Source organism: Capsulimonas corticalis, from assembly GCF_003574315.2.
Lineage (GTDB): Bacteria > Armatimonadota > Armatimonadia > Armatimonadales > Capsulimonadaceae > Capsulimonas > Capsulimonas corticalis.
Genome location: NZ_AP025739.1, coordinates 6,064,890 through 6,082,798 on the forward strand (window position 1 = coordinate 6,064,890; position 17,909 = coordinate 6,082,798).

A 17,909-nucleotide genomic window follows, 5' to 3' on the forward strand; every position below is an offset into this window, starting at 1 on the left:
GATTTTCGTTCGATAAGCCATGATTGGAGGGCATCCCACTTTAAAGACAGTCAGCAACGCAACATGTTTCGTAATTTTTCGCAAAAGCAGCCTGCCGTATCGATTAGCGACACGGCGGGGGCAAAATCGTTCGCGGGCAGCGCTTACGCGGGAGGGCGGGCTTCGCTCAGGCGAACATTGACGCGGTCGTCGGAATCGGCGCCGGCGTCGAGGGAGATATCAAGATTGGGGGCTTTGCCCAGAGCGATATGGTCGTAGGCGGCGCGCATTTGGCGGGCGGCGCGCAGGGGCGGCATGAAGCCGTTGGCGGTGCAGAGGCCGGGCACAAGGAGGCGCCGGATCGGCGCGTCGTGATTTGCGTTGTACTCGCGGACGGCGCGCAGCGCGCCTCGGAAGGCGAGGTACGCGTTGACAGTCTTGGAGACGTTTTGCGGGACGCGCATGGTGGGGGCGCAGACGAGGTAGGGAAACTGGAGGATGCCGGTGGGAACGACCTCGGCGAGACCGACGAGCAGTTCCCCGCCGTGGCGCTGCGCGATCGCCTGCTGCACGGCGATTTCGACCTCTTCGCCCAGAAATTCAATGATATCCGCATCCAATCCCCCGTCCATTCGGCCGAAGGAGTTGGCGGGCGACACGAGCGCGTCGGCCTCCACGCCGAAGATCGTGTCGCAGACGACTTCAACGCCGGGCACATCGGTAAAGTAAGCTTCCCAGGCTTGCACGACGGGAAGATAGTGGTCACAGAGTATAATGTGGAAATCATCCATGTCTTAGTTTACCTTCCCGTCCGCTCCGCACGATCAAAAACCACGGAATCACAATGCTTCTTACGATTACCACCACGCATGTCCCCGCGACCGATCTCGGATACCTGCTCCACAAGAACCCCGCTCGCGTTCAGACATTCACGCTGAACTTCGGCAAGGCGCATGTCTTTTACCCCGAGGCGACCGACGAGCGGTGCACGGCGGCGCTGCTGCTGGACGTCGATCCGGTCGATTTGTCCCGCTCGAAAAACGGCGTGCGCGGCGGCGGGCAGCCGCTGGAGCCATATGTCAATGACCGGCCCTACGCCGCGTCGTCGTATTTGAGCGTCGCCATCTCGCAAATATTCAGCAGCGCGCTCGGCGGCCGATGCAAGGATAAGCCCGAGCTTCCCGCGCAGTTGCTGCCGCTGACCGTCCGGATCTCCGCCCTTCCCTGCCGCGCCGGCGGCGCGGAGCTTCCGGAGCGGCTATTTGGGGCGCTGGGATACACCGTGACTGCGGAGCCGCACGCGCTGGACACGACGTTTCCCGAGTGGGGCGACAGCGCTTATTACACGGTGACGCTTGCCGGAACCGTTCGTCTCAGCGATCTGCTTTCGCACCTCTATGTCTTGATTCCCGTGCTCGACAACGATAAGCACTACTGGGTCGGGGACGAAGAAGTGGAAAAACTACTGCGCCAGGGCGAAGGCTGGCTGGGCGCGCACCCGGAGCGTGAACTGATCGTGCGGCGTTATCTCAAGTACCGCCATACACTCGCCGATGAAGCGCTGGCGCGTCTGGTGGGCGACGAGGAGCCGGAAGTTCTCGCCGCCGATGAAAGCGAGACCGCCGCTTCCGAGTCCGAGGAGCCGGCCTCGGATGCCGCCGCCGCTCCGACGATGGAGGAAGCGCCGAAGCGCGAGCGGCGCGGCGGCCTGCATGACCAGCGCCTGGAAACGGTCCGCGATACGTTGAAGGCGCACGGCGCGCGGCGCGTGCTGGACCTGGGTTGCGGCGAGGGCAAACTGCTGCGCCTGCTGCTCCACGAACCGTCGTTCATGGAGATCTGCGGGATGGACGTTGCGCACCGCTCGCTGCAAATCGCGGCGGACAAACTCCATCTCGACCGAATGTCGGAACGCCAGCGGGAGCGCCTGACGCTGTTCCAGGGATCGCTGATCTACCGCGACAAGCGCCTGGAAGGGTACGACGGCGCGGCGGTCGTCGAAGTGATCGAACATCTCGATCCATCACGATTGGAAGCCTTCGAGCGGGTGATCTTCCAGTACGCCAAGCCGGGCGTCGTGGCGCTCACCACGCCGAACGCTGAATACAACGTCGTCTTTGAAACACTGCCCGAAGGGAAAATGCGCCACTCCGACCACCGCTTCGAATGGACGCGCGCCGAGTTTGAAGCCTGGGCCGGCGGCGTCGCGGAGCGACACGGCTACACGGCGGCCTTTTCGCCGATCGGTCCGGAAGAAGACGGCGTCGGCGCGCCATCGCAGATGGCGGTGTTTACGCGAACGCCGCGAGCCATGACGGAATAGCGGATCAGAAATCCCGGTTACGAAACCCGGGACACGCGAGCCGCAAGAACTTTAGGTAATAAGTACAGGTACACGCAATTGAATATCAAGATCCCCGAACTCGCGATGGTCGTGCTGGTCGGCGCGTCCGGGTCGGGAAAATCGACATTTGCCCGCAAGCATTTTCTGCCGACGGAGGTCCTTTCGTCGGACTTCTGCCGGGGCCTCGTCGCGGACGACGAGAACGATCAGTCGGCGACCAAGGACGCTTTTGAGGTCCTGCACTATCTGACGGACAAGCGATTGACGCTGGGTCGCCTGACGGTGATCGACGCTACCAATGTGCAGCCGGAATCGCGTAAGCCGCTCGTGGAGATCGCGAAACGGCGGCACTGCCTGAGCGTCGCGATCGTGCTCAACCTTCCGGAGTCGGTCTGTCACGAGCGCAACGCCGCGCGTCCCGACCGAAGCTTTGGCCCGCATGTTGTGCGCAACCATACGCAGAGCCTGCGCCGGTCGCTGCGCGGACTGGAGCGCGAAGGCTTCCGATATGTCTTCGTGCTGAACAGTTTAGAGCAAGTGGACGCGCTGACGATTGAACGCGAGCCGCTGTGGAACAACAAGAAGCACGAACACGGACCGTTCGACATCATTGGCGATGTCCATGGATGCTTCGATGAGCTGCGCACGCTGCTCACAACGCTGGGCTACGCCATCACGCAATTCGATGGGAAGTTCACGGTCGCTCCGCCGCCCGGCCGCAAGGCGCTGTTTGTCGGCGACTACGTCGATCGCGGCCCGCGCACGCCGGATGTGCTGCGTCTGATCATGGATATGTCGGAGGCGGGTCAGGCGATCTGCGTTCCGGGCAACCATGACGCGAAGCTCCTGCGCAAGCTCTCGGGAAAGATGGTGCAGGTAACGCATGGGCTGGACAAAACGCTGGAGCAGATAGCGCCCGAGCCTCCGGAGTTCACCGGGCGCGTGCGGACGTTTTTGGACGGCCTGGTCAGCCATTATGTGCTCGACGACGGCAAGCTCGTCGTTTCGCACGCCGGACTGAAAGAATCCATGCAGGGCCGCAGCTCGGGCGAAGTCCGCTCCTTCGCGATGTACGGAGAGACGACAGGCGAAACGGACGAGTTCGGTCTGCCCGTGCGCTACAACTGGGCGTCGGATTATCGGGGGCGTTCGATGGTCGTCTACGGCCACACGCCGATCCCCGAGCCGCAGTGGCTGAATAACACGCTCAATATCGACACGGGCTGCGTCTTCGGCGGCAAACTCACGGCGCTTCGCTACCCGGAGCGCGAGATCGTCTCGGTCCCGGCGGCGCAGGTCTACGCCGAACCCGTCCGTCCCTTCCTGCCGGATCCCTCACAAACCGCCTTGAGCGCGCAGCATCTGGACGACGGCATGCTGGAGATCGACGATGTCACCGGCAAGCGTCTGATCGAATCGACTCTCGCGGGAAACATCACGATCCGCGAAGAGAACTCCATCGCCGCGCTCGAAGTCATGAGCCGCTTCGCCGCCGATCCGCGCTGGCTGATCTACCTGCCGCCCACGATGTCGCCCTGCGAAACCTCGCTGCTGCCGGAGTTGCTGGAGCATCCCGCCGAGGCGTTCGCGTACTACCGCAACCAGGACGTCGCGCGCGTGGTCTGCGAAGAGAAACATATGGGTTCGCGCGCCGTCGTGATCGTCTGCCGCGACGAGGACGCCGCGCGCAAGCGCTTCGGCGTTCCGGAGACCGCTCTGGGGACTTGCGTCACGCGCACCGGCCGCCGCTTCTTCGACGACGCCGCATTGGAGCGCCAGTTTCTGGAGCGCATTCGGGACGCCGCGACAACATCGGGACTTTGGGACGACCTGAAAACCGATTGGATGGCGCTGGACTGCGAGCTTATGCCCTGGTCCGCGAAGGCGCAGGAGCTCGTGCGCCGCCAGTACGCCGCCGTCGGCGCCGCCGCGCAGGCCAGTCTCTCCGACGCCGTGGACGCCCTGGCGTTGACCACTGCGCGACTGCCGGAAGCCGAGGCGCTGCTCGCGCAGTATCAAGACCGTCAGGCGATGACGACGAAATATGTGGAGGCGTATCGCCGGTACTGCTGGCCGGTCTCCTCGATCGACGACTTCAAACTCGCGCCATTCCATCTGCTGGCGACCGAAGGCGCCGTGCATGCCGACAAAGAACACGTCTGGCATATGGACACGCTCGCCAGGCTCTGCCGCGCCGACGAAGCGCTGCTGCTGGCGACGCCCTACCGCGTCGTCGATGTCAACGACGAAGCCGAAGTCGCCGCCGGCGTCGCGTGGTGGACCGAGTTGACCGGACGCGGCGGCGAAGGCATGGTCGTCAAACCCTGGGATTTCATCGCCCGTTCGGGTCGCGGTCTCGTGCAGCCCGCCGTGAAGTGCCGCGGCCACGAATACCTGCGCCTCATCTACGGCCCCGAGTACACCGCGCCCGCCAACATCGACCGCCTGCGCAGCCGCCGTCTCAACAGCAAACGCTCCCTCGCCCTGCGCGAGTTCGCCCTCGGCGTCGAAGCCCTGGAACGCTTCGTCCGCCGCGAACCCCTGCGCCGCGTCCACGAATGCGTCTTCGGCGTGCTGGCTCTGGAAAGCGAGCCGGTCGATCCGCGCTTGTAGAAGAAAGTAAACTTGTCGCCATGAAAAATCTCAACGGAAATAGTTTTCCGCCGGCTTTGACGCCGGCGGTCATGCTGAGCATTGTTCTCTCTGCTTCGGTCGCGACCTATGCCGCCCCGCCACTGGAAACAATCGGAGGCGGTACGGTTACCAGCCCCGCGATCGGACCGGCGCCGTCGTTTGGGCTGGGCGGGCCCAATATGACGCTCGTGAAGAATTGGCGATTTGGGGCGAAGGGCACGGTGAAGAACGACGCGGATATGAGCGCGAATTTCTATTATCATGACCAGTTCGGGACCATCAACAATGGCGGCAAGTATGGGTCGAACATCGTCTCGCCGGACGCCGCGAACGCCATCGGCGGCCAGCCTATCGAGGGGGTAGACAGTCCGCCGGTTCGGAAGTTCATGGCGGATTCTCTTCGCACCTACCTCACGCCCCTGCACGGCGCCGCCAAGGTCCAGGTTTGGAATCATAACGCCGGGAACGGCTCGTTTATGTCGAAATGGCGACTGCCCAGCGGCGGCCCGCAGCTAGGCCGGGATATCGTCTGGGAAACGCGCGTGCGCTATGTCACGCCCCCCTATTTCTGGTTTGCCCTCTGGACAGCCGGCAACAAATGGAAATGGGACGGGACCGCCCAGGGCGCGGAACAAGATCTGGTGGAAAGTTTCGGCTACGACAACGGCGGCGGAAACACCAACTACGATGGCCGTTTCTGGCACTCCAACTCCGTGGCTAACCCCAGCAAGGACACCGTGGACTACTCGGGCTGGGGAACGGCCATGTCGAAGCTGGGAATCCAATCCTACGACGCCGCCCAATACCATATCTGGACCTGGGTCTACAAAAAAGACGGTTCGTTCGCCATGTACGTCGATGGGATCAAAGTTCAAAGCGGATCCAATTACCATTGGACATACGGCAACACCGCCAAGGACGAGCCCATCGACATGGACTTCCTGTTCGACGCAGGATGGGGGCATAACCAGATCGGCAGCGTGAATAAGGAGCTGGACGCCTCGGCCTTCGACGGAAAATATTACGAATGGAGCTACAGCCGCGTCTATCTCAGCGGTGACGGCCGCGTTCCGGCCGGCGGGCCGCGCGCTCTCCCAGGAACGATCCGGGCCGCCGACGCCAACGTTGGCGGCCCGGGAGTCGCCTATGGCCGAGAAGCGAACGGCGGCCAGTGGCGCAAGTACACGGTTCAAGTCGCCGCGGGCGGACACTATCATTTCCGCTTTCAGGTAACCTCGGCGAGCGGCGGAACGTTCCATGTGGAGGACGAAAACGGGGTCGATTTGACCGGAACACTCACGGCGCGCGCGGGGAGCAAGAACGCATCGATCGCCGCGCCCGCCACGCTGTCCGCCGGAGCGCACACGCTCAAGTGGATGCAGGACGGAGGCGGAGTAAAGTTCCTCAGCGCGACGGTCGTGAAAGCCGCCGGCGCCAGCGCGGTGTTTGTCAAGACCGACACGACGACACAGGGGGCGTGGAAAGGGAGATATGGGGCCGACGGATATGGCATTGCCGGCGACGCGGAGCAGCCGCCAGGCTACGGCGCGATCAGCCGCACGGGGTGGACCGCGATATGGAGCAAATCCACGACCGAACGGCGCGCACTACAAAAATCCGCCGGGACGGACTGCGTCGCCGGACAGTGGGGATGCAGCGACAAAAGCTACGACATCGACTGCAAATTCCCGGACGCCGCCGTCCATCAGGTCGCCCTTTATGGCGTGGACTGGGACGCCAACGGGCGCAGCGAGACGATTCAAGTCGTGGACGGCGCCACCGGCGCGGTGCTGGACACGGAAGAGTTAAATACTTATGTCGCCGGCAAGTATCTGGTTTGGAACGTTCAAGGACAAGTAATTTTCCGTGTTAGCGTCACAAGCCATTGGACAAATCCCGCACTCAGCGGAGTCTTTTTCGACCCGCCTCCCCGCCCGTCCAAGAAAACACTCCATCAATAACCCAAGCTTTACTTGCCGTATGGATCCACGGCGTTAATTCCCCTATGACTCTCTGAAAATTTTGCCGATAATAACAACCGAGCAAATGAGATAACGCAGGGGGCAGATTATGATTACTTCGGTCAAAGGGAAGCTGGGATTTCTCTCCAGTATCTTCGTCTTAGGGTTACTTGCCGTGACCGCGATTTTATGGATATCGACGTCCAAGCTGGGCTTCTTGCTGACCGATGCGCTGACGCAGGACGCGCCGTCCGTACGAGCCTGCTACGAGATGCAGGTCGCGAAAAAATTCCAGGGGGAAACCTTAGGACTGTATGTCGCGCACAGCGAGGACAAGCGAGTCGATCTTTGGCGTCAGCAGAACGCCGAATTTGACAAGTGGCTCGCTGCTTACCTCGCACTTGATATTACGCCCGCGGAAAAATCTCTGGTTACGGATATCCAATCGAATCAGGCGATATACGTTCAGAACGGCGAAACATTGATCGCGATGGTCAAGAACAACGATCGTAACAAGACGAAGGCGTACTTCGACCAGTCGATCGATCCGCTGGACCAGCATATCTTTGACGATCTGAGCCAATTGGAAGATATTAACACTGGACTGATGGCGACGAAGCTCCAGGTCTCGCGCAAGGCGACAAAAGAAGCGGAAACTCTGGGAACGATCGTTCCCGTGGTCGTGACGCTGATCGGAATATGGCTTTCCCTCGTAATTATCCTCCGCATCCTCTCCTCCATCGCGGCGATCTCCAATCGCCTCGCCGCGCTTCAGACGGGATCGATCCGCAGCCTGACACTGGCGGTCAACGCCATGGAGGGTGGCGATCTGACAGTCGGAGCGACATCGTCAGTGAAGCCGCTGGAAATCACCAGCAAGGACGAATTTGGCGTGATGGGCGGCGTATTCAACGCCATGCTGGCGGACACCGATTCCATGATTGTCTCGTTTGGGCAATCCCAAAACGCCGTCGCCGATCTGGTGCGCAGCCTTCAGCAATCGGCCGCGCATTTGGCGTCCACCTCCAAGGTTCTTGCAACAACGGCGGAGCAGGTCGGCGCGGGGATCGAGGAAGTGAGCGCGACCACGGAGCAAGTGGCGCACGCAAGCGAGCAGTCGGCGATCGGAGCAAGCGAAGTGGCGCAGGGTTCCAGCGCTCAGGCTCGCTCGCTCACGATAGGGTCCGGAAAGATCCAGACACTCGCGGCGTCGGCGCGGACAATCGCCGAGGAAGCCATCGGGGCGGCGGACGCTGCGGCGGAAGCCAATCGCGCGGCGGCCACCGGAGCGAAAGCAGTCAATGAAACCGTCACGGGCATGGCCGCCATCCGTCAAAAAGTCGCCCATTCCGCCGACACGATCCAAAGCCTGGACGCGGCGTCTCAGGAAATCGGCGGCATTCTCAGCATCATCGAGGGGATCGCGGAACAGACCAATCTTCTGGCCTTGAACGCGGCGATTGAAGCCGCGCGGGCCGGCGAGGCCGGGCGCGGCTTCGCCGTGGTCGCCGATGAAGTGCGAAAGCTGGCCGAGCGCGCGGGAACATCCACCAAGGAAATCGCCACGCTCGTACAGACCGTGCGCCTGCATACGGCGGACGCCGTACGAGCCATGGACGACGGGACAAAGGAAGTCGCCCGAGGAACACGGCTCGCCGAGGAAGCAGGCGCGTCGCTCGCATGTATTGAGGACGTCATCGGACGAGTGACGAAGCGCATTGAGGAGATCAACGCGACGAGCGGCCAGATGAGCCGGACCTCCACCGAGGCCGCCGAATCCATCGCGGAAGTCGCCTCCATCGTGGAGCAAAGCAGCGCCGCCGCCGAAGAAATGAGCGCCTGCGCGGAGGAAGTTTCCGCGTCTGTACAAACCGTCGCCAGCACAACCGTCGAGCAGGCGGCGGCCGTCGAAGAGATGGTCGCATGCGCCGCGACTCTGGCGTCGATCTCGCAGGAGCTCGTCGAGCAGACCGCGCAGTTCCATGTGGGCCACGCGACGCCCACGGCGCTACGTCTGTCAAAAGCCGCCTAACGCCGGCTTGCCGTATTGACATTCCGCGTCTCGATTGAGTAGTATTCTCCGTGTGAGCCACCGTCCCGGACGGACAATCACACGGAGAACCACTCTGTCAACGCGCCGCCGACGCAGCGCATGTCCACCTCGCCAGGATGAAAGATCCTGCCCATGAATGACCAAAACCAAAGCTACCCTGACGCGCATCGCCGATTCGTCCCGGCGCGACACTGTTTCCCTTTTTGATCTCCTCGCGCAGCGCGAAGCGCGCGACCGCACCCACTTCTTCCGCATCGAAGGCCTACGGCTATTCGTCAAGGCCATGGAATGCGGCGCCGAGATCCAGTCGGCGATTGTTTCCGCCTCACACTCCGATACTCCCGCCGCCCAGCGCGCACTACGATATCTTCAGGACCATCGCATTCCCACCACCCACGTCTCCGACGAATGTCTCGCCCGCATCACGCAGACGGAAGACCCGCAGGGGTTCGCCGCCATTGTCAGGCAGCGCTGGGAATCGCTTGCCGACATTACCCCATCCGCCGACCTTTGCTGGGTCGCCTGTGAAAGCGTCCGCTCGCCCGGAAACCTGGGGACGATCATCCGCACCGGCGATTCCGTCGGCGCGGGCGGAGTCATCCTGCTGGGCAAGTCAACGGATCCTTATGCTCCCTTAACCGTACGCGCCTCCATGGGCTCGATTTTCGCTCAGCGTTTCATTCGCTCCACTTTTCAAAACTTCGCCACGTGGAAACAGCAGGCAGGCGCGCATCTCATCGGCACATCGCCTCAGGGCGCGTACGACTACCGCGAAGTCTTGTACCAGCGCCCAACGGTGCTGTTCATGGGGTCCGAGCGCAAGGGTCTCTGGCCGATCCACCAGTCATTGTGCGATGAACTGGTCCGTATCCCCATGGCCGGCTCCGCGGATTCGCTCAATCTCGCCGTCGCCGCCGGGATTATGCTATTCGAGATCTTCCGGCAGAACCATCCCGCCCCGGCGGATCTCCTCCGTTCGGGATAAAAACATCCCTTCCTCCTGCGCCCCAAGACGCAGGAGGAAGGGAAGACTTGCTTACAGGCCGAACTTATTGATCGAGTACCACTGCAATGTCCAGCAGCAGTTATGCCAGTTGTTGACGCCGTAAATGATGCTGAGGTTGTCCTGACCCGTCGGGTCGTAGTCCCAGGCGAGCGCCCCCGCCCATCCTAAATACGACGCCTGATTGATAAAGCTGCCAGTGACGTTATCCTGAGTCGTCCAGTTCCCCGTCGTGCGCGGCCCATATTCCGCCAGCACGATCGGTTTGTCGATCTGCGGATACGGACCGCCGCTGCCCAGGCTGAACAAGCTCGGGCTGTCGGAATAGCTGTGATAGTCGTAGAAGTTCAGCCCCACGCCCCCAACCCGGTTGTAGAAGTTTCCCGTAGCGAAGCTGTTGACATCATCTGTGCTGCATGTGACTTGTGTGCTGCTATTGACACTGTGAATGGCCTGCGCTGTATTGTAAATATAGCTATGCAACTGCGACCAGTTACAGTACCCCGAGGACACAGCATAGTTGCACTCATTCATGATGTCATAACCATAAACGCCGTAATTACCATTGAATGTCTGAGCCAGCGGTTTGACGACATTGTTGAGAAAGTCGGTTTGAGCGCCGGAATCAGTGACCCAATTGACGACCTTGCCGCCCCCGCCCGCCGGGTAGCCATTCTGCGCGATGTCGGAGTTCGTATTGATCGTCAGCTCCAGCGCCAGGCCATGGTTATTGGCGCGCTGGACCATGTCCTTGAGATTGTTCAGAAACGTCCCATCGATGCCGGTGATGTGGCCGTTGCTCCCGAAGGTCAACCCCTGAAGAGCCTCGAAGAGCCAGACGCGCACGACATTCGCATGCATATTCTTGATGTCGGCGTAATATTTATCCACATCGGAGCCAACATAGCTATAGCCATAGTTGGTGTAATGGTTTGGACCGATGTCATGACCATAATTGGACGTCCCGTTTTTCATCCAGGGCAGATTAACCCCATTGATATGCTGGTACGAGCCGCGCACGACCAGGGATTTCGCCTGCGCATGAACCGCGCGGACACTGCCGGTCAAAAGCGCGACGGACGCCAAAAGCGCCAGCGACGCCGTTGCGGCGACAGCGCCGATCCGACGAGCGCAGATCCGGGGCGCCGATCGTAAATCGAACTGTGGGACGTGAGAAGTGAGCTCCATTGATATTCAGCCTTTCCTGTACCGCAAAAGTATCGATTAACACATAATATACCAACGACACTGATTGATATATATTAATCCTATTAATCAACAGCAAAAGTATATCACGGTTCTATTTCTCTGTCAAGAAAGTTTTTCTCCAGCTCGCGCATAAGCAGTTGGATAAACGCCTGCAATGCGGCAGAGCGGTATTTGTCGACGCGATAAATAGCGGACAGCCGCTGGCGGGCGGCGGGGGCGTCTTGCAGAGTGAGAGCCGCGAGGCGGCTGTCCGTGATTTCCGAGTGAACGGCGAGCAGCGGCAGGATGGAAACGCCCAGCCGCGCTTCGATCATCTTCTTGATCGCCTCGACGTTGTCCAGCTCCATCGACACCGTCTTTTCAACGCCGGCCTCCATAAACAAACGGTCCACTTGGCGCCGGAGGCTGGTTTCCGTCTGCATCAAGATGAGAGGAATGCCCGCGAGCTGCGAAACCCGGATCCCCTCTTTTTGCCTCGCGAGCGCGTGATCTGGATATGTGACGGCGACGTTCGCATACTCGGCGAGCGTAACGGAAGCGATCCCCGGCCTCTCGCGAAAATCCATCACGACCGCCATATCGACGGCGTTTGCCAGCACCATCTCCGCCACGCGCGCGGACGCGCCCGTATGCACGCTCATCTCCACGCCCGGGTGCTCTTCGCGAAATCGACGCAGCAGCGGCGGCAGAAGATACGTCGCCGCCGTGCTGCTGGCCCCTACGGAGAGATGTCCAGAGACGCCTTGCGCCACATCCCCCACCGCTCGCCGCGCTTCATCCGCCAGACGCAGTATCTCCAACGCGTACGGATACAGCGCGGCGCCGGCCGCCGTCAATTCCACGCGACGCCCCAGACGGTCCAGCAGCCGCGTGCGCAGTTCCTGCTCCAGGGCCGCGATCTGCCGGGTTACCGCCGGCTGCGTCAGCGACAGCTCCTCCGCCGCCCGTGTAAAGTTCTTCTCGGAAGCGATCTTGACGAACGCCTCCAATTGCCTCAGTTCCATATGCCCCTACTATGTGATTTTGTTATCGCTCAGATAAATAACTTTCATTTGCATTATACCAGCGGACACAGTACAATAGAGTCAATCACCGATGAAGAAACAGGAGGATGGCGAGTATGAGCACGAACAGCGAAGCGGCGGCTCCGGCGCGCTCGGCGAAAGAGCAATTCGATAAGCAAGCCGCGCATTACAATGCGCAGTGGAACACATGGAGCGCGGAGACGCTCGATTGGCTCCTCGCCAACTCCGGGCATCGACCCACGGACAGAGTTCTGGATGTCGCTACGGGAACAGGCTTTACGGCGCTGGCCTTCGCGCCGCATGTGGCCGAAGTCGTTGGCGGCGATGTCTCGACCGGGATGCTGGAGCAGGCGCGCAAGCAGGCGGAAGAGCGCGGCGTGACCAACGCCACCTTCCAGGAAGCTCCCGCCGAAGCCCTGCCCTATCCCGACGCAGCGTTCGATATCGTCGTCAGCCGGATCGCGCCCCATCACTTTCTGAATATCCAAAAATTTGCTTCCGAAGCGGCTCGAGTCTTAAAGTCCGGCGGCCGGTTGGCGCTCGTGGACACCAGCGTTCCCGACGACGATTGGGAAGCCGCCGATTGGCAGAACGCCGTGGAGGTCCTGCGCGATCCGTCCCATGTGCGCAACTATACGCCCCGAGAATGGCGCAAGATCTGGGAAGACGCCGGCCTGACTGTGGAGACCATTGGCGACGCCGGCGGCGGCATCACCATCCCGCTGTCCGATTGGATCTTCAAAGCGGGCTGCACGCCGGATCAGGCGCAGCAAGTCCGCGACCAATTTGCGAACGCTCCCGAGAGCGCGAAGGCAATTTACAATATCGTGACACAGCCCGACGGCGAGACGGTGTTTACATGGCGGCGGGTAGCGGTTCGCGCGGTGAAGCCGTAAAAATAGTCCATCATTCGAGAGTATAATATTTGCTGTACTGCCAAGCAGGAGGAATTTCTATGGCGAAAACAATGTTCGAAAAGATCTGGGAGGCGCATGTCGTGCGCGAGGCGGAAGGTCAGACCTTGCTGTACATCGACCTGCACCTCGTCCACGAAGTCACGTCGCCCCAGGCGTTTGAGGGTCTGCGTCTGAGCGGACGCAAAGTGCGCCGCCCCGACCTGACCGTGGCGACGATGGACCACAATGTCCCCACCACCAGCCGCTTGCTGCCGATCGCCGACCCGATCTCGCGTCTCCAAATGGATACGCTCTCGGAGAACTGCAAGGAGTTCGGCGTCACGCTCTATGACCTGCACAATAAGAAGCAGGGCATCGTTCACGTCATCGGACCCGAGCAGGGTCTGACCCAGCCCGGCATGACGATTGTCTGCGGCGACAGCCACACCAGCACGCACGGCGCCTTCGGCTCGCTCGCCTTCGGCATCGGAACCAGCGAAGTCGAGCACGTACTCGCCACCCAGACGCTGCCGCAAACACGCCCGAAGACGATGGAGATCCGCGTCGACGGCCAGCTCGGGCCGGGCGTCACCGCCAAGGATGTTATTCTGGCGATCATCGGCAAGATCGGCACCGACGGCGCCACGGGATACGCCGTGGAGTATACGGGCGAAGTTATCCGCAGCCTGTCCATGGAAGGCCGTATGACGATCTGTAACATGAGTATCGAAGCGGGCGCTCGCGCCGGCATGATCGCGCCGGATGAGAAGACGTTTGAATACGTCAAGGGCCGCCCCTTCGCTCCAGAAGGCGCGGACTGGGACGCCGCCATCGCCGAGTGGAGTGCGCTGCCGACCGACGAAGGCGCAACGTTTGACACGCTCGTCACCCTGCACGCCGACGACATCGCGCCGTACGTCACCTGGGGCACCAGTCCCGGTATGGTCGCGCCGATCACCGCCAATGTCCCCACTCCCGAGGACATTACGGATGAGACCGACCGCAAAGCGACCGAGCGCGCCCTGGAGTATATGGGCCTGACGGCCGGCGCACCGCTGCGCGAACTGACGCTCGACAAAGTCTTCATCGGCTCTTGCACCAACGGACGCATCGAAGACCTGCGCGCCGCCGCCACAATCGCCAAGGGCCGCAAGGTCAGCGACCATGTGCACGCGATGGTCGTTCCCGGCTCCTTCATTGTGAAGGCGCAGGCAGAATCCGAGGGCCTGGATCAGATCTTTAAAGACGCTGGTTTCGACTGGCGCGAGGCGGGATGTTCGATGTGTCTGGCGATGAATCCGGACATTTTGCAGCCAGGCGAGCGCTGCGCATCCACCTCGAACCGCAATTTCGAGGGACGCCAGGGCAAGGGCGGCCGCACGCATTTGGTGAGCCCGCAAATGGCCGCCGCCGCCGCCATCGCCGGCCGGCTGGTGGACATTCGGGACTGGGACAAGGAGTAATCGATGGAAAAGTTCACAACATTGACCGGGATCGTCGGACCGCTGGACCGCGCCAACGCCGACACCGACCAGATCATCCCGAAGCAGTTCCTCAAGCGGATCGAGCGCACGGGCTTCGGCCAATTCTTGTTCTTCGACTGGCGCTTCCTGGATGACGGCAAGACCGAAAATCCGGAGTTCGAGCTGAACCAGCCGCAGTATAAAGGCGCGACCATTCTGCTCGCCGGCAAGAACTTTGGCTGCGGCTCCTCACGCGAGCATGCGCCGTGGGCGCTCGACGACTATGGCTTCCGTTCGATCATCGCGCCGTCCTATGCCGATATCTTCTACAACAACTGTTTCAAGAACGGTATGCTCCCGATCGTCCTCCCTGAAGAAACCGTCAAGGAGCTGATGACCAAGGCGCAGACAGAACCCGGCTATCAGATGACCATCGATCTGGAAACCCAGACCATCACTGATTCCGACGGTCTGAAGCTCTCGTTCGAAGTCGACGCATTCCGCAAGCACTGCCTGCTGAACGGCCTGGACGACATCGGCCTGACCCTCCAGCACGAGCCCGATATCACGGCGTACGAGACCAAGCGTCCATCCTGGAAGCGCGGCGCCGCGGAGCCGGTCGCGGCGTAACAAAGACCAACGAAAAGGCCGCCCGCTTGACGCGGGCGGCCTTTTTCCTTGACAGGCGTTTTTATCGCCTGTATAATTTATCACGTGAATCGCGGCCGCCTCACGCGAAGACTTCCCTGTCCATCTTAACCTCATACACTTTGGCATACATTTTGCTCGGATAATATAACTCTTGCGTCAATTACTGCAAGCCTGGAGATCGACGTCCCTCATGAGTGTTACCGTCAATAGTTCGTCCGCAACTTCCCCCGATTCGTCAGCCTCCCCCTCTCCCGCGAAGCCAATTCGACTGGATTTTCTGGATGGCATGCGCGGTCTGGCGGCTCTTTGCGTACTCTTCGTTCATTTGCGCGGACAGTGCATCGAAGGTCTCGCGCATCCGTCCAATCGTCTAATCTCGTCCACGAACTGGATGTCGTACGGCAAGGACGCTGTCGCGGTGTTTATCGTCCTTTCCGGATTTTGCCTGATGCTTCCCACGGTGCGCTTCGCCGACAGGCGTTTGAACGGAGGGCTGCTTCAGTTCTTCAAGCGCCGATCGCTGCGAATTCTTCCTCCCTATTACGCCGCGCTGGTCCTGGGAATCCTGAGTATTCTGGCGGTCGATGTGCTGAAACGGCATACTCATCTCAGTGACGGAGCGAAAAACGCAGCCGCGAATCTGACAGCGGGCAACATCCTCTCCCACGCATTCCTGATCCATGATTTCCGGAACGCCTGGGCTTTTGGCATCGAGCCGCCCATGTGGAGCGTTGCCGTGGAGTGGCATATTTACTTCATATTCGCGCTCCTTCTCCTGCCGTTACGCCGGAAAGCGGGAATATGGATCACGGTTGCAGCGGCGTTCCTGCTGGGCTGCGCGCCTCATCTTTTGCTGCCGGCGCAAAATAATTTCGACTGGGCCTGCCCGTGGTTTATCGGCCTCTTCGCCGTCGGGATGCTCGGCGCCGAGATCGCCTTCTCCGATATCCCTTCTCTTGTCTCCATTCGCGATCGAACTCCCTGGAGCGCCGTGTCGATCGCGCTCGCAATCACCACTTATGGTATCGCGGCGACTTTGCTCAAGCTGAGGGATGTCGATATTATCATGCATCCGCTGCTTGGATGTCTCTGCGTCAGCGTGATCTTGATGTGCATCCGGCAAGTGCGCTCCGGAAACGCAGCCTTTCCACTGCATCCTCTCCGCATGTTGGAATCTCGCGCGGCGATGATTTTGGGTTCGTTTTCATACAGCCTCTATTTAGTGCACGGGCTGCTCATCACTCGCGTCCGCGTGTTCATGCAGTTGCACCATTTCCACACACCGGTGTATGTCCTAGGAGTCCTGGTGGGAGGCGCAGCTCTCTCGCTCATAGCCGCCTACATCTTCCATTTGCTCTTTGAGAAGCCGTTTATGACGGCAAAGATGAAACGATTGAAGACCGAAGAAAACCGCGCTCGCTAAAAACAGGAGCTTCGACAAAAAACGGCCGCTCGCATCTTGCGAGCGGCCGTTTTTTGCGTTCAGATCATCATGGGATTATGGTGCGGGCGGCGCGGCGTTCCCATCCGCGATGCTGTTGATCGACGTGACAAACGCGGGCTTCAGCGTCTGCCAGTCGGCTTCCGGGCACTGGCAATTGATGATGGCGAAGATCTTCGGGCCGACCGTCGTCATTCGATAACCATGCACTTTGGGTCCGATGCCGATTTTGGGGCCATCGGCTGTATACTCCGCGATCGCCGATTCACCCATCGGGCTTGCGAAGGCAGGCATCGGCTTCTCTTGATAATTCTTCAAAATGCTTGAGACACGCGACTTCGAGCGCTTTTGCTCATACGCGGCTTGCGAGCCGAACAGGGCGTCCGGAGCGGCGCCGGCGCCGTTGAGAAGGATGTCGTTTCGGATCTGTGCGACGGAATCCGTGGTGACGTCAATAAACGCCGGCCCAGACTTGAACTTTACGCCCCCAACGGTCGAGTCGCTCGATGAATCGCCGGGCACGTCGTACGCCGTCACGGTATCCCATCCGGTGGGACCTTGCACCTGGAAGTCCTTATTCGGAGCGACAAATGGCGTGAACGAGGTCGGCGCGGGCACCGGCGACGGCATCATAATTTTCAGGAATACTCCGCCGGCTACGAGAACGGCCAGCACGATCCCAATCCCAACTCCTAATCCGCGCTTATCCGATTGCTTGGCCGCCTGCTGAGGACCTCCGTAGGGGCCGCTCCGCTGCCCGGGAGCGCCGTAAGGCTGCTGACCAGGCATTGGGGGGGGACCGCCGGCGGGATTACCATAGGAAGGCGGAGCCTGCTGTACCGGCAGAGGATTGCCGGCGAGATCGTATTGGATGGCCTGTCCCCCCATCCCGGGAGGAGCATAGGCTCCGCCGCCGCCTCCCATGGGAGCGCCCTGCGGCGCGATAGGATTTCCGGCGAGATCATATTGCGGCTGCGACGCGCCGCCGTTCGGCAATGGATTTCCGGCGAGATCATACTGCGTCATGGCGATGACCATTCCTTGATTGATAGTGATTGTTACGATTGGCGCCTAACAAAGCTTCTCTTTCATTTTACCACGTCTTTGCTATTCATAGGAATAACTGCAAAAACAAATCCCAGCAATTGCTCGGCAAAAAACCGGCATCCCTACCAGCGCCTCCCCTTGCAGCCCGTCCCGATAATATTATTACTAAACTTCGACGGTTCGCGACGCCTCAGCCAACATTT

At 60.6% G+C, this 17,909-nt stretch carries 13 protein-coding genes; 9 read left to right on the forward strand and 4 right to left on the reverse strand.

The genetic code is table 11. The features are described from left to right. Positions 1 to 143 precede the first annotated feature (143 nt). Positions 144 to 770 (reverse strand): macro domain-containing protein, encoded by a 627-nt coding sequence (locus D5261_RS26015; protein ID WP_119319235.1) that lies wholly within the window; start codon positions 768 to 770, stop codon positions 144 to 146. A 53-nt stretch (positions 771 to 823) separates the two neighbouring features. Between D5261_RS26015 and D5261_RS26020 the strand changes: the two genes are divergently transcribed. The 5 genes from D5261_RS26020 to D5261_RS26040 all read left to right on the forward strand — a co-directional run bounded on the left by D5261_RS26020 (position 824) and on the right by D5261_RS26040 (position 9,956). Continuing rightward, the gene (locus D5261_RS26020; RefSeq protein WP_119319234.1) at positions 824 to 2,302 is read left to right on the forward strand and encodes a 3' terminal RNA ribose 2'-O-methyltransferase Hen1; all 1,479 of its coding nucleotides are present in this window, start codon (positions 824 to 826) and stop codon (positions 2,300 to 2,302) included. 78 nt (positions 2,303 to 2,380) lie between these two features. Beyond that, a complete protein-coding gene (locus tag D5261_RS26025; RefSeq protein ID WP_119319233.1) occupies positions 2,381 to 4,936 on the forward strand; it encodes a polynucleotide kinase-phosphatase in 2,556 nt (851 codons plus the stop codon). Positions 4,937 to 4,956: 20 nt separating this feature from the next. Next, positions 4,957 to 6,918 carry a carbohydrate-binding protein gene (locus D5261_RS26030; protein ID WP_119319232.1) on the forward strand — a complete coding sequence of 654 codons (1,962 nt, stop codon included), beginning with the start codon at positions 4,957 to 4,959 and terminating at the stop codon, positions 6,916 to 6,918. 109 nt (positions 6,919 to 7,027) lie between these two features. Continuing rightward, on the forward strand, positions 7,028 to 8,950 hold the full coding sequence (locus D5261_RS26035) for a methyl-accepting chemotaxis protein (protein ID WP_119319231.1): 1,923 nt from the start codon (positions 7,028 to 7,030) through the stop codon (positions 8,948 to 8,950). Between the two features lie 157 nt (positions 8,951 to 9,107). Next, the gene (locus D5261_RS26040) at positions 9,108 to 9,956 is read left to right on the forward strand and encodes a TrmH family RNA methyltransferase (protein ID WP_119319230.1); all 849 of its coding nucleotides are present in this window, start codon (positions 9,108 to 9,110) and stop codon (positions 9,954 to 9,956) included. A 51-nt stretch (positions 9,957 to 10,007) separates the two neighbouring features. Here the strand turns inward: D5261_RS26040 and D5261_RS26045 are convergent, their stop codons facing one another. Together D5261_RS26045 and D5261_RS26050 are read right to left on the reverse strand one after the other, a co-directional pair. Then, complete coding sequence (locus D5261_RS26045) at positions 10,008 to 11,162, reverse strand: glycoside hydrolase 5 family protein (RefSeq protein ID WP_119319229.1); 1,155 nt, start codon at positions 11,160 to 11,162, stop codon at positions 10,008 to 10,010. Between the two features lie 104 nt (positions 11,163 to 11,266). Then, positions 11,267 to 12,187: a LysR family transcriptional regulator gene (locus D5261_RS26050; RefSeq protein ID WP_119319228.1), complete on the reverse strand. Its 921-nt coding sequence runs from the start codon at positions 12,185 to 12,187 to the stop codon at positions 11,267 to 11,269. Positions 12,188 to 12,303: 116 nt separating this feature from the next. Here D5261_RS26050 and D5261_RS26055 point away from each other — a divergent pair, with 116 nt between their 5' ends. From D5261_RS26055 to D5261_RS26070, 4 genes are all read left to right on the forward strand, one after another. After that, complete coding sequence (locus D5261_RS26055) at positions 12,304 to 13,104, forward strand: class I SAM-dependent methyltransferase (RefSeq protein ID WP_165863882.1); 801 nt, start codon at positions 12,304 to 12,306, stop codon at positions 13,102 to 13,104. A 59-nt stretch (positions 13,105 to 13,163) separates the two neighbouring features. Continuing rightward, positions 13,164 to 14,567 (forward strand): 3-isopropylmalate dehydratase large subunit, encoded by a 1,404-nt coding sequence (gene leuC, locus D5261_RS26060; protein WP_119319226.1) that lies wholly within the window; start codon positions 13,164 to 13,166, stop codon positions 14,565 to 14,567. Positions 14,568 to 14,570: 3 nt separating this feature from the next. Further along, a complete protein-coding gene (gene leuD, locus D5261_RS26065; protein ID WP_119319225.1) occupies positions 14,571 to 15,197 on the forward strand; it encodes a 3-isopropylmalate dehydratase small subunit in 627 nt (208 codons plus the stop codon). A gap of 211 nt (positions 15,198 to 15,408) precedes the next feature. Beyond that, the gene (locus D5261_RS26070; RefSeq protein WP_119319224.1) at positions 15,409 to 16,641 is read left to right on the forward strand and encodes an acyltransferase family protein; all 1,233 of its coding nucleotides are present in this window, start codon (positions 15,409 to 15,411) and stop codon (positions 16,639 to 16,641) included. A 75-nt stretch (positions 16,642 to 16,716) separates the two neighbouring features. Here the strand turns inward: D5261_RS26070 and D5261_RS26075 are convergent, their stop codons facing one another. Then, positions 16,717 to 17,685 carry a hypothetical protein gene (locus tag D5261_RS26075; protein ID WP_125205769.1) on the reverse strand — a complete coding sequence of 323 codons (969 nt, stop codon included), beginning with the start codon at positions 17,683 to 17,685 and terminating at the stop codon, positions 16,717 to 16,719. Positions 17,686 to 17,909: the final 224 nt, after the last annotated feature.

Excerpts from the sequence above, each read along its gene's own strand:
- D5261_RS26015 (WP_119319235.1), bottom strand. The coding sequence starts at position 770 with ATGGATGATTTCCACATTATACTCTGTGACCACTATCTTCCCGTCGTG.
- D5261_RS26020 (WP_119319234.1), top strand. The coding sequence starts at position 824 with ATGCTTCTTACGATTACCACCACGCATGTCCCCGCGACCGATCTCGGA.
- D5261_RS26030 (WP_119319232.1), top strand. The coding sequence starts at position 4,957 with ATGAAAAATCTCAACGGAAATAGTTTTCCGCCGGCTTTGACGCCGGCG.
- D5261_RS26035 (WP_119319231.1), top strand. The coding sequence starts at position 7,028 with ATGATTACTTCGGTCAAAGGGAAGCTGGGATTTCTCTCCAGTATCTTC.
- D5261_RS26040 (WP_119319230.1), top strand. The coding sequence starts at position 9,108 with ATGACCAAAACCAAAGCTACCCTGACGCGCATCGCCGATTCGTCCCGG.
- D5261_RS26045 (WP_119319229.1), bottom strand. The coding sequence starts at position 11,162 with ATGGAGCTCACTTCTCACGTCCCACAGTTCGATTTACGATCGGCGCCC.
- D5261_RS26050 (WP_119319228.1), bottom strand. The coding sequence starts at position 12,187 with ATGGAACTGAGGCAATTGGAGGCGTTCGTCAAGATCGCTTCCGAGAAG.
- D5261_RS26055 (WP_165863882.1), top strand. The coding sequence starts at position 12,304 with ATGAGCACGAACAGCGAAGCGGCGGCTCCGGCGCGCTCGGCGAAAGAG.
- leuC (WP_119319226.1), top strand. The coding sequence starts at position 13,164 with ATGGCGAAAACAATGTTCGAAAAGATCTGGGAGGCGCATGTCGTGCGC.
- leuD (WP_119319225.1), top strand. The coding sequence starts at position 14,571 with ATGGAAAAGTTCACAACATTGACCGGGATCGTCGGACCGCTGGACCGC.
- D5261_RS26070 (WP_119319224.1), top strand. The coding sequence starts at position 15,409 with ATGAGTGTTACCGTCAATAGTTCGTCCGCAACTTCCCCCGATTCGTCA.
- D5261_RS26075 (WP_125205769.1), bottom strand. The coding sequence starts at position 17,685 with ATGACGCAGTATGATCTCGCCGGAAATCCATTGCCGAACGGCGGCGCG.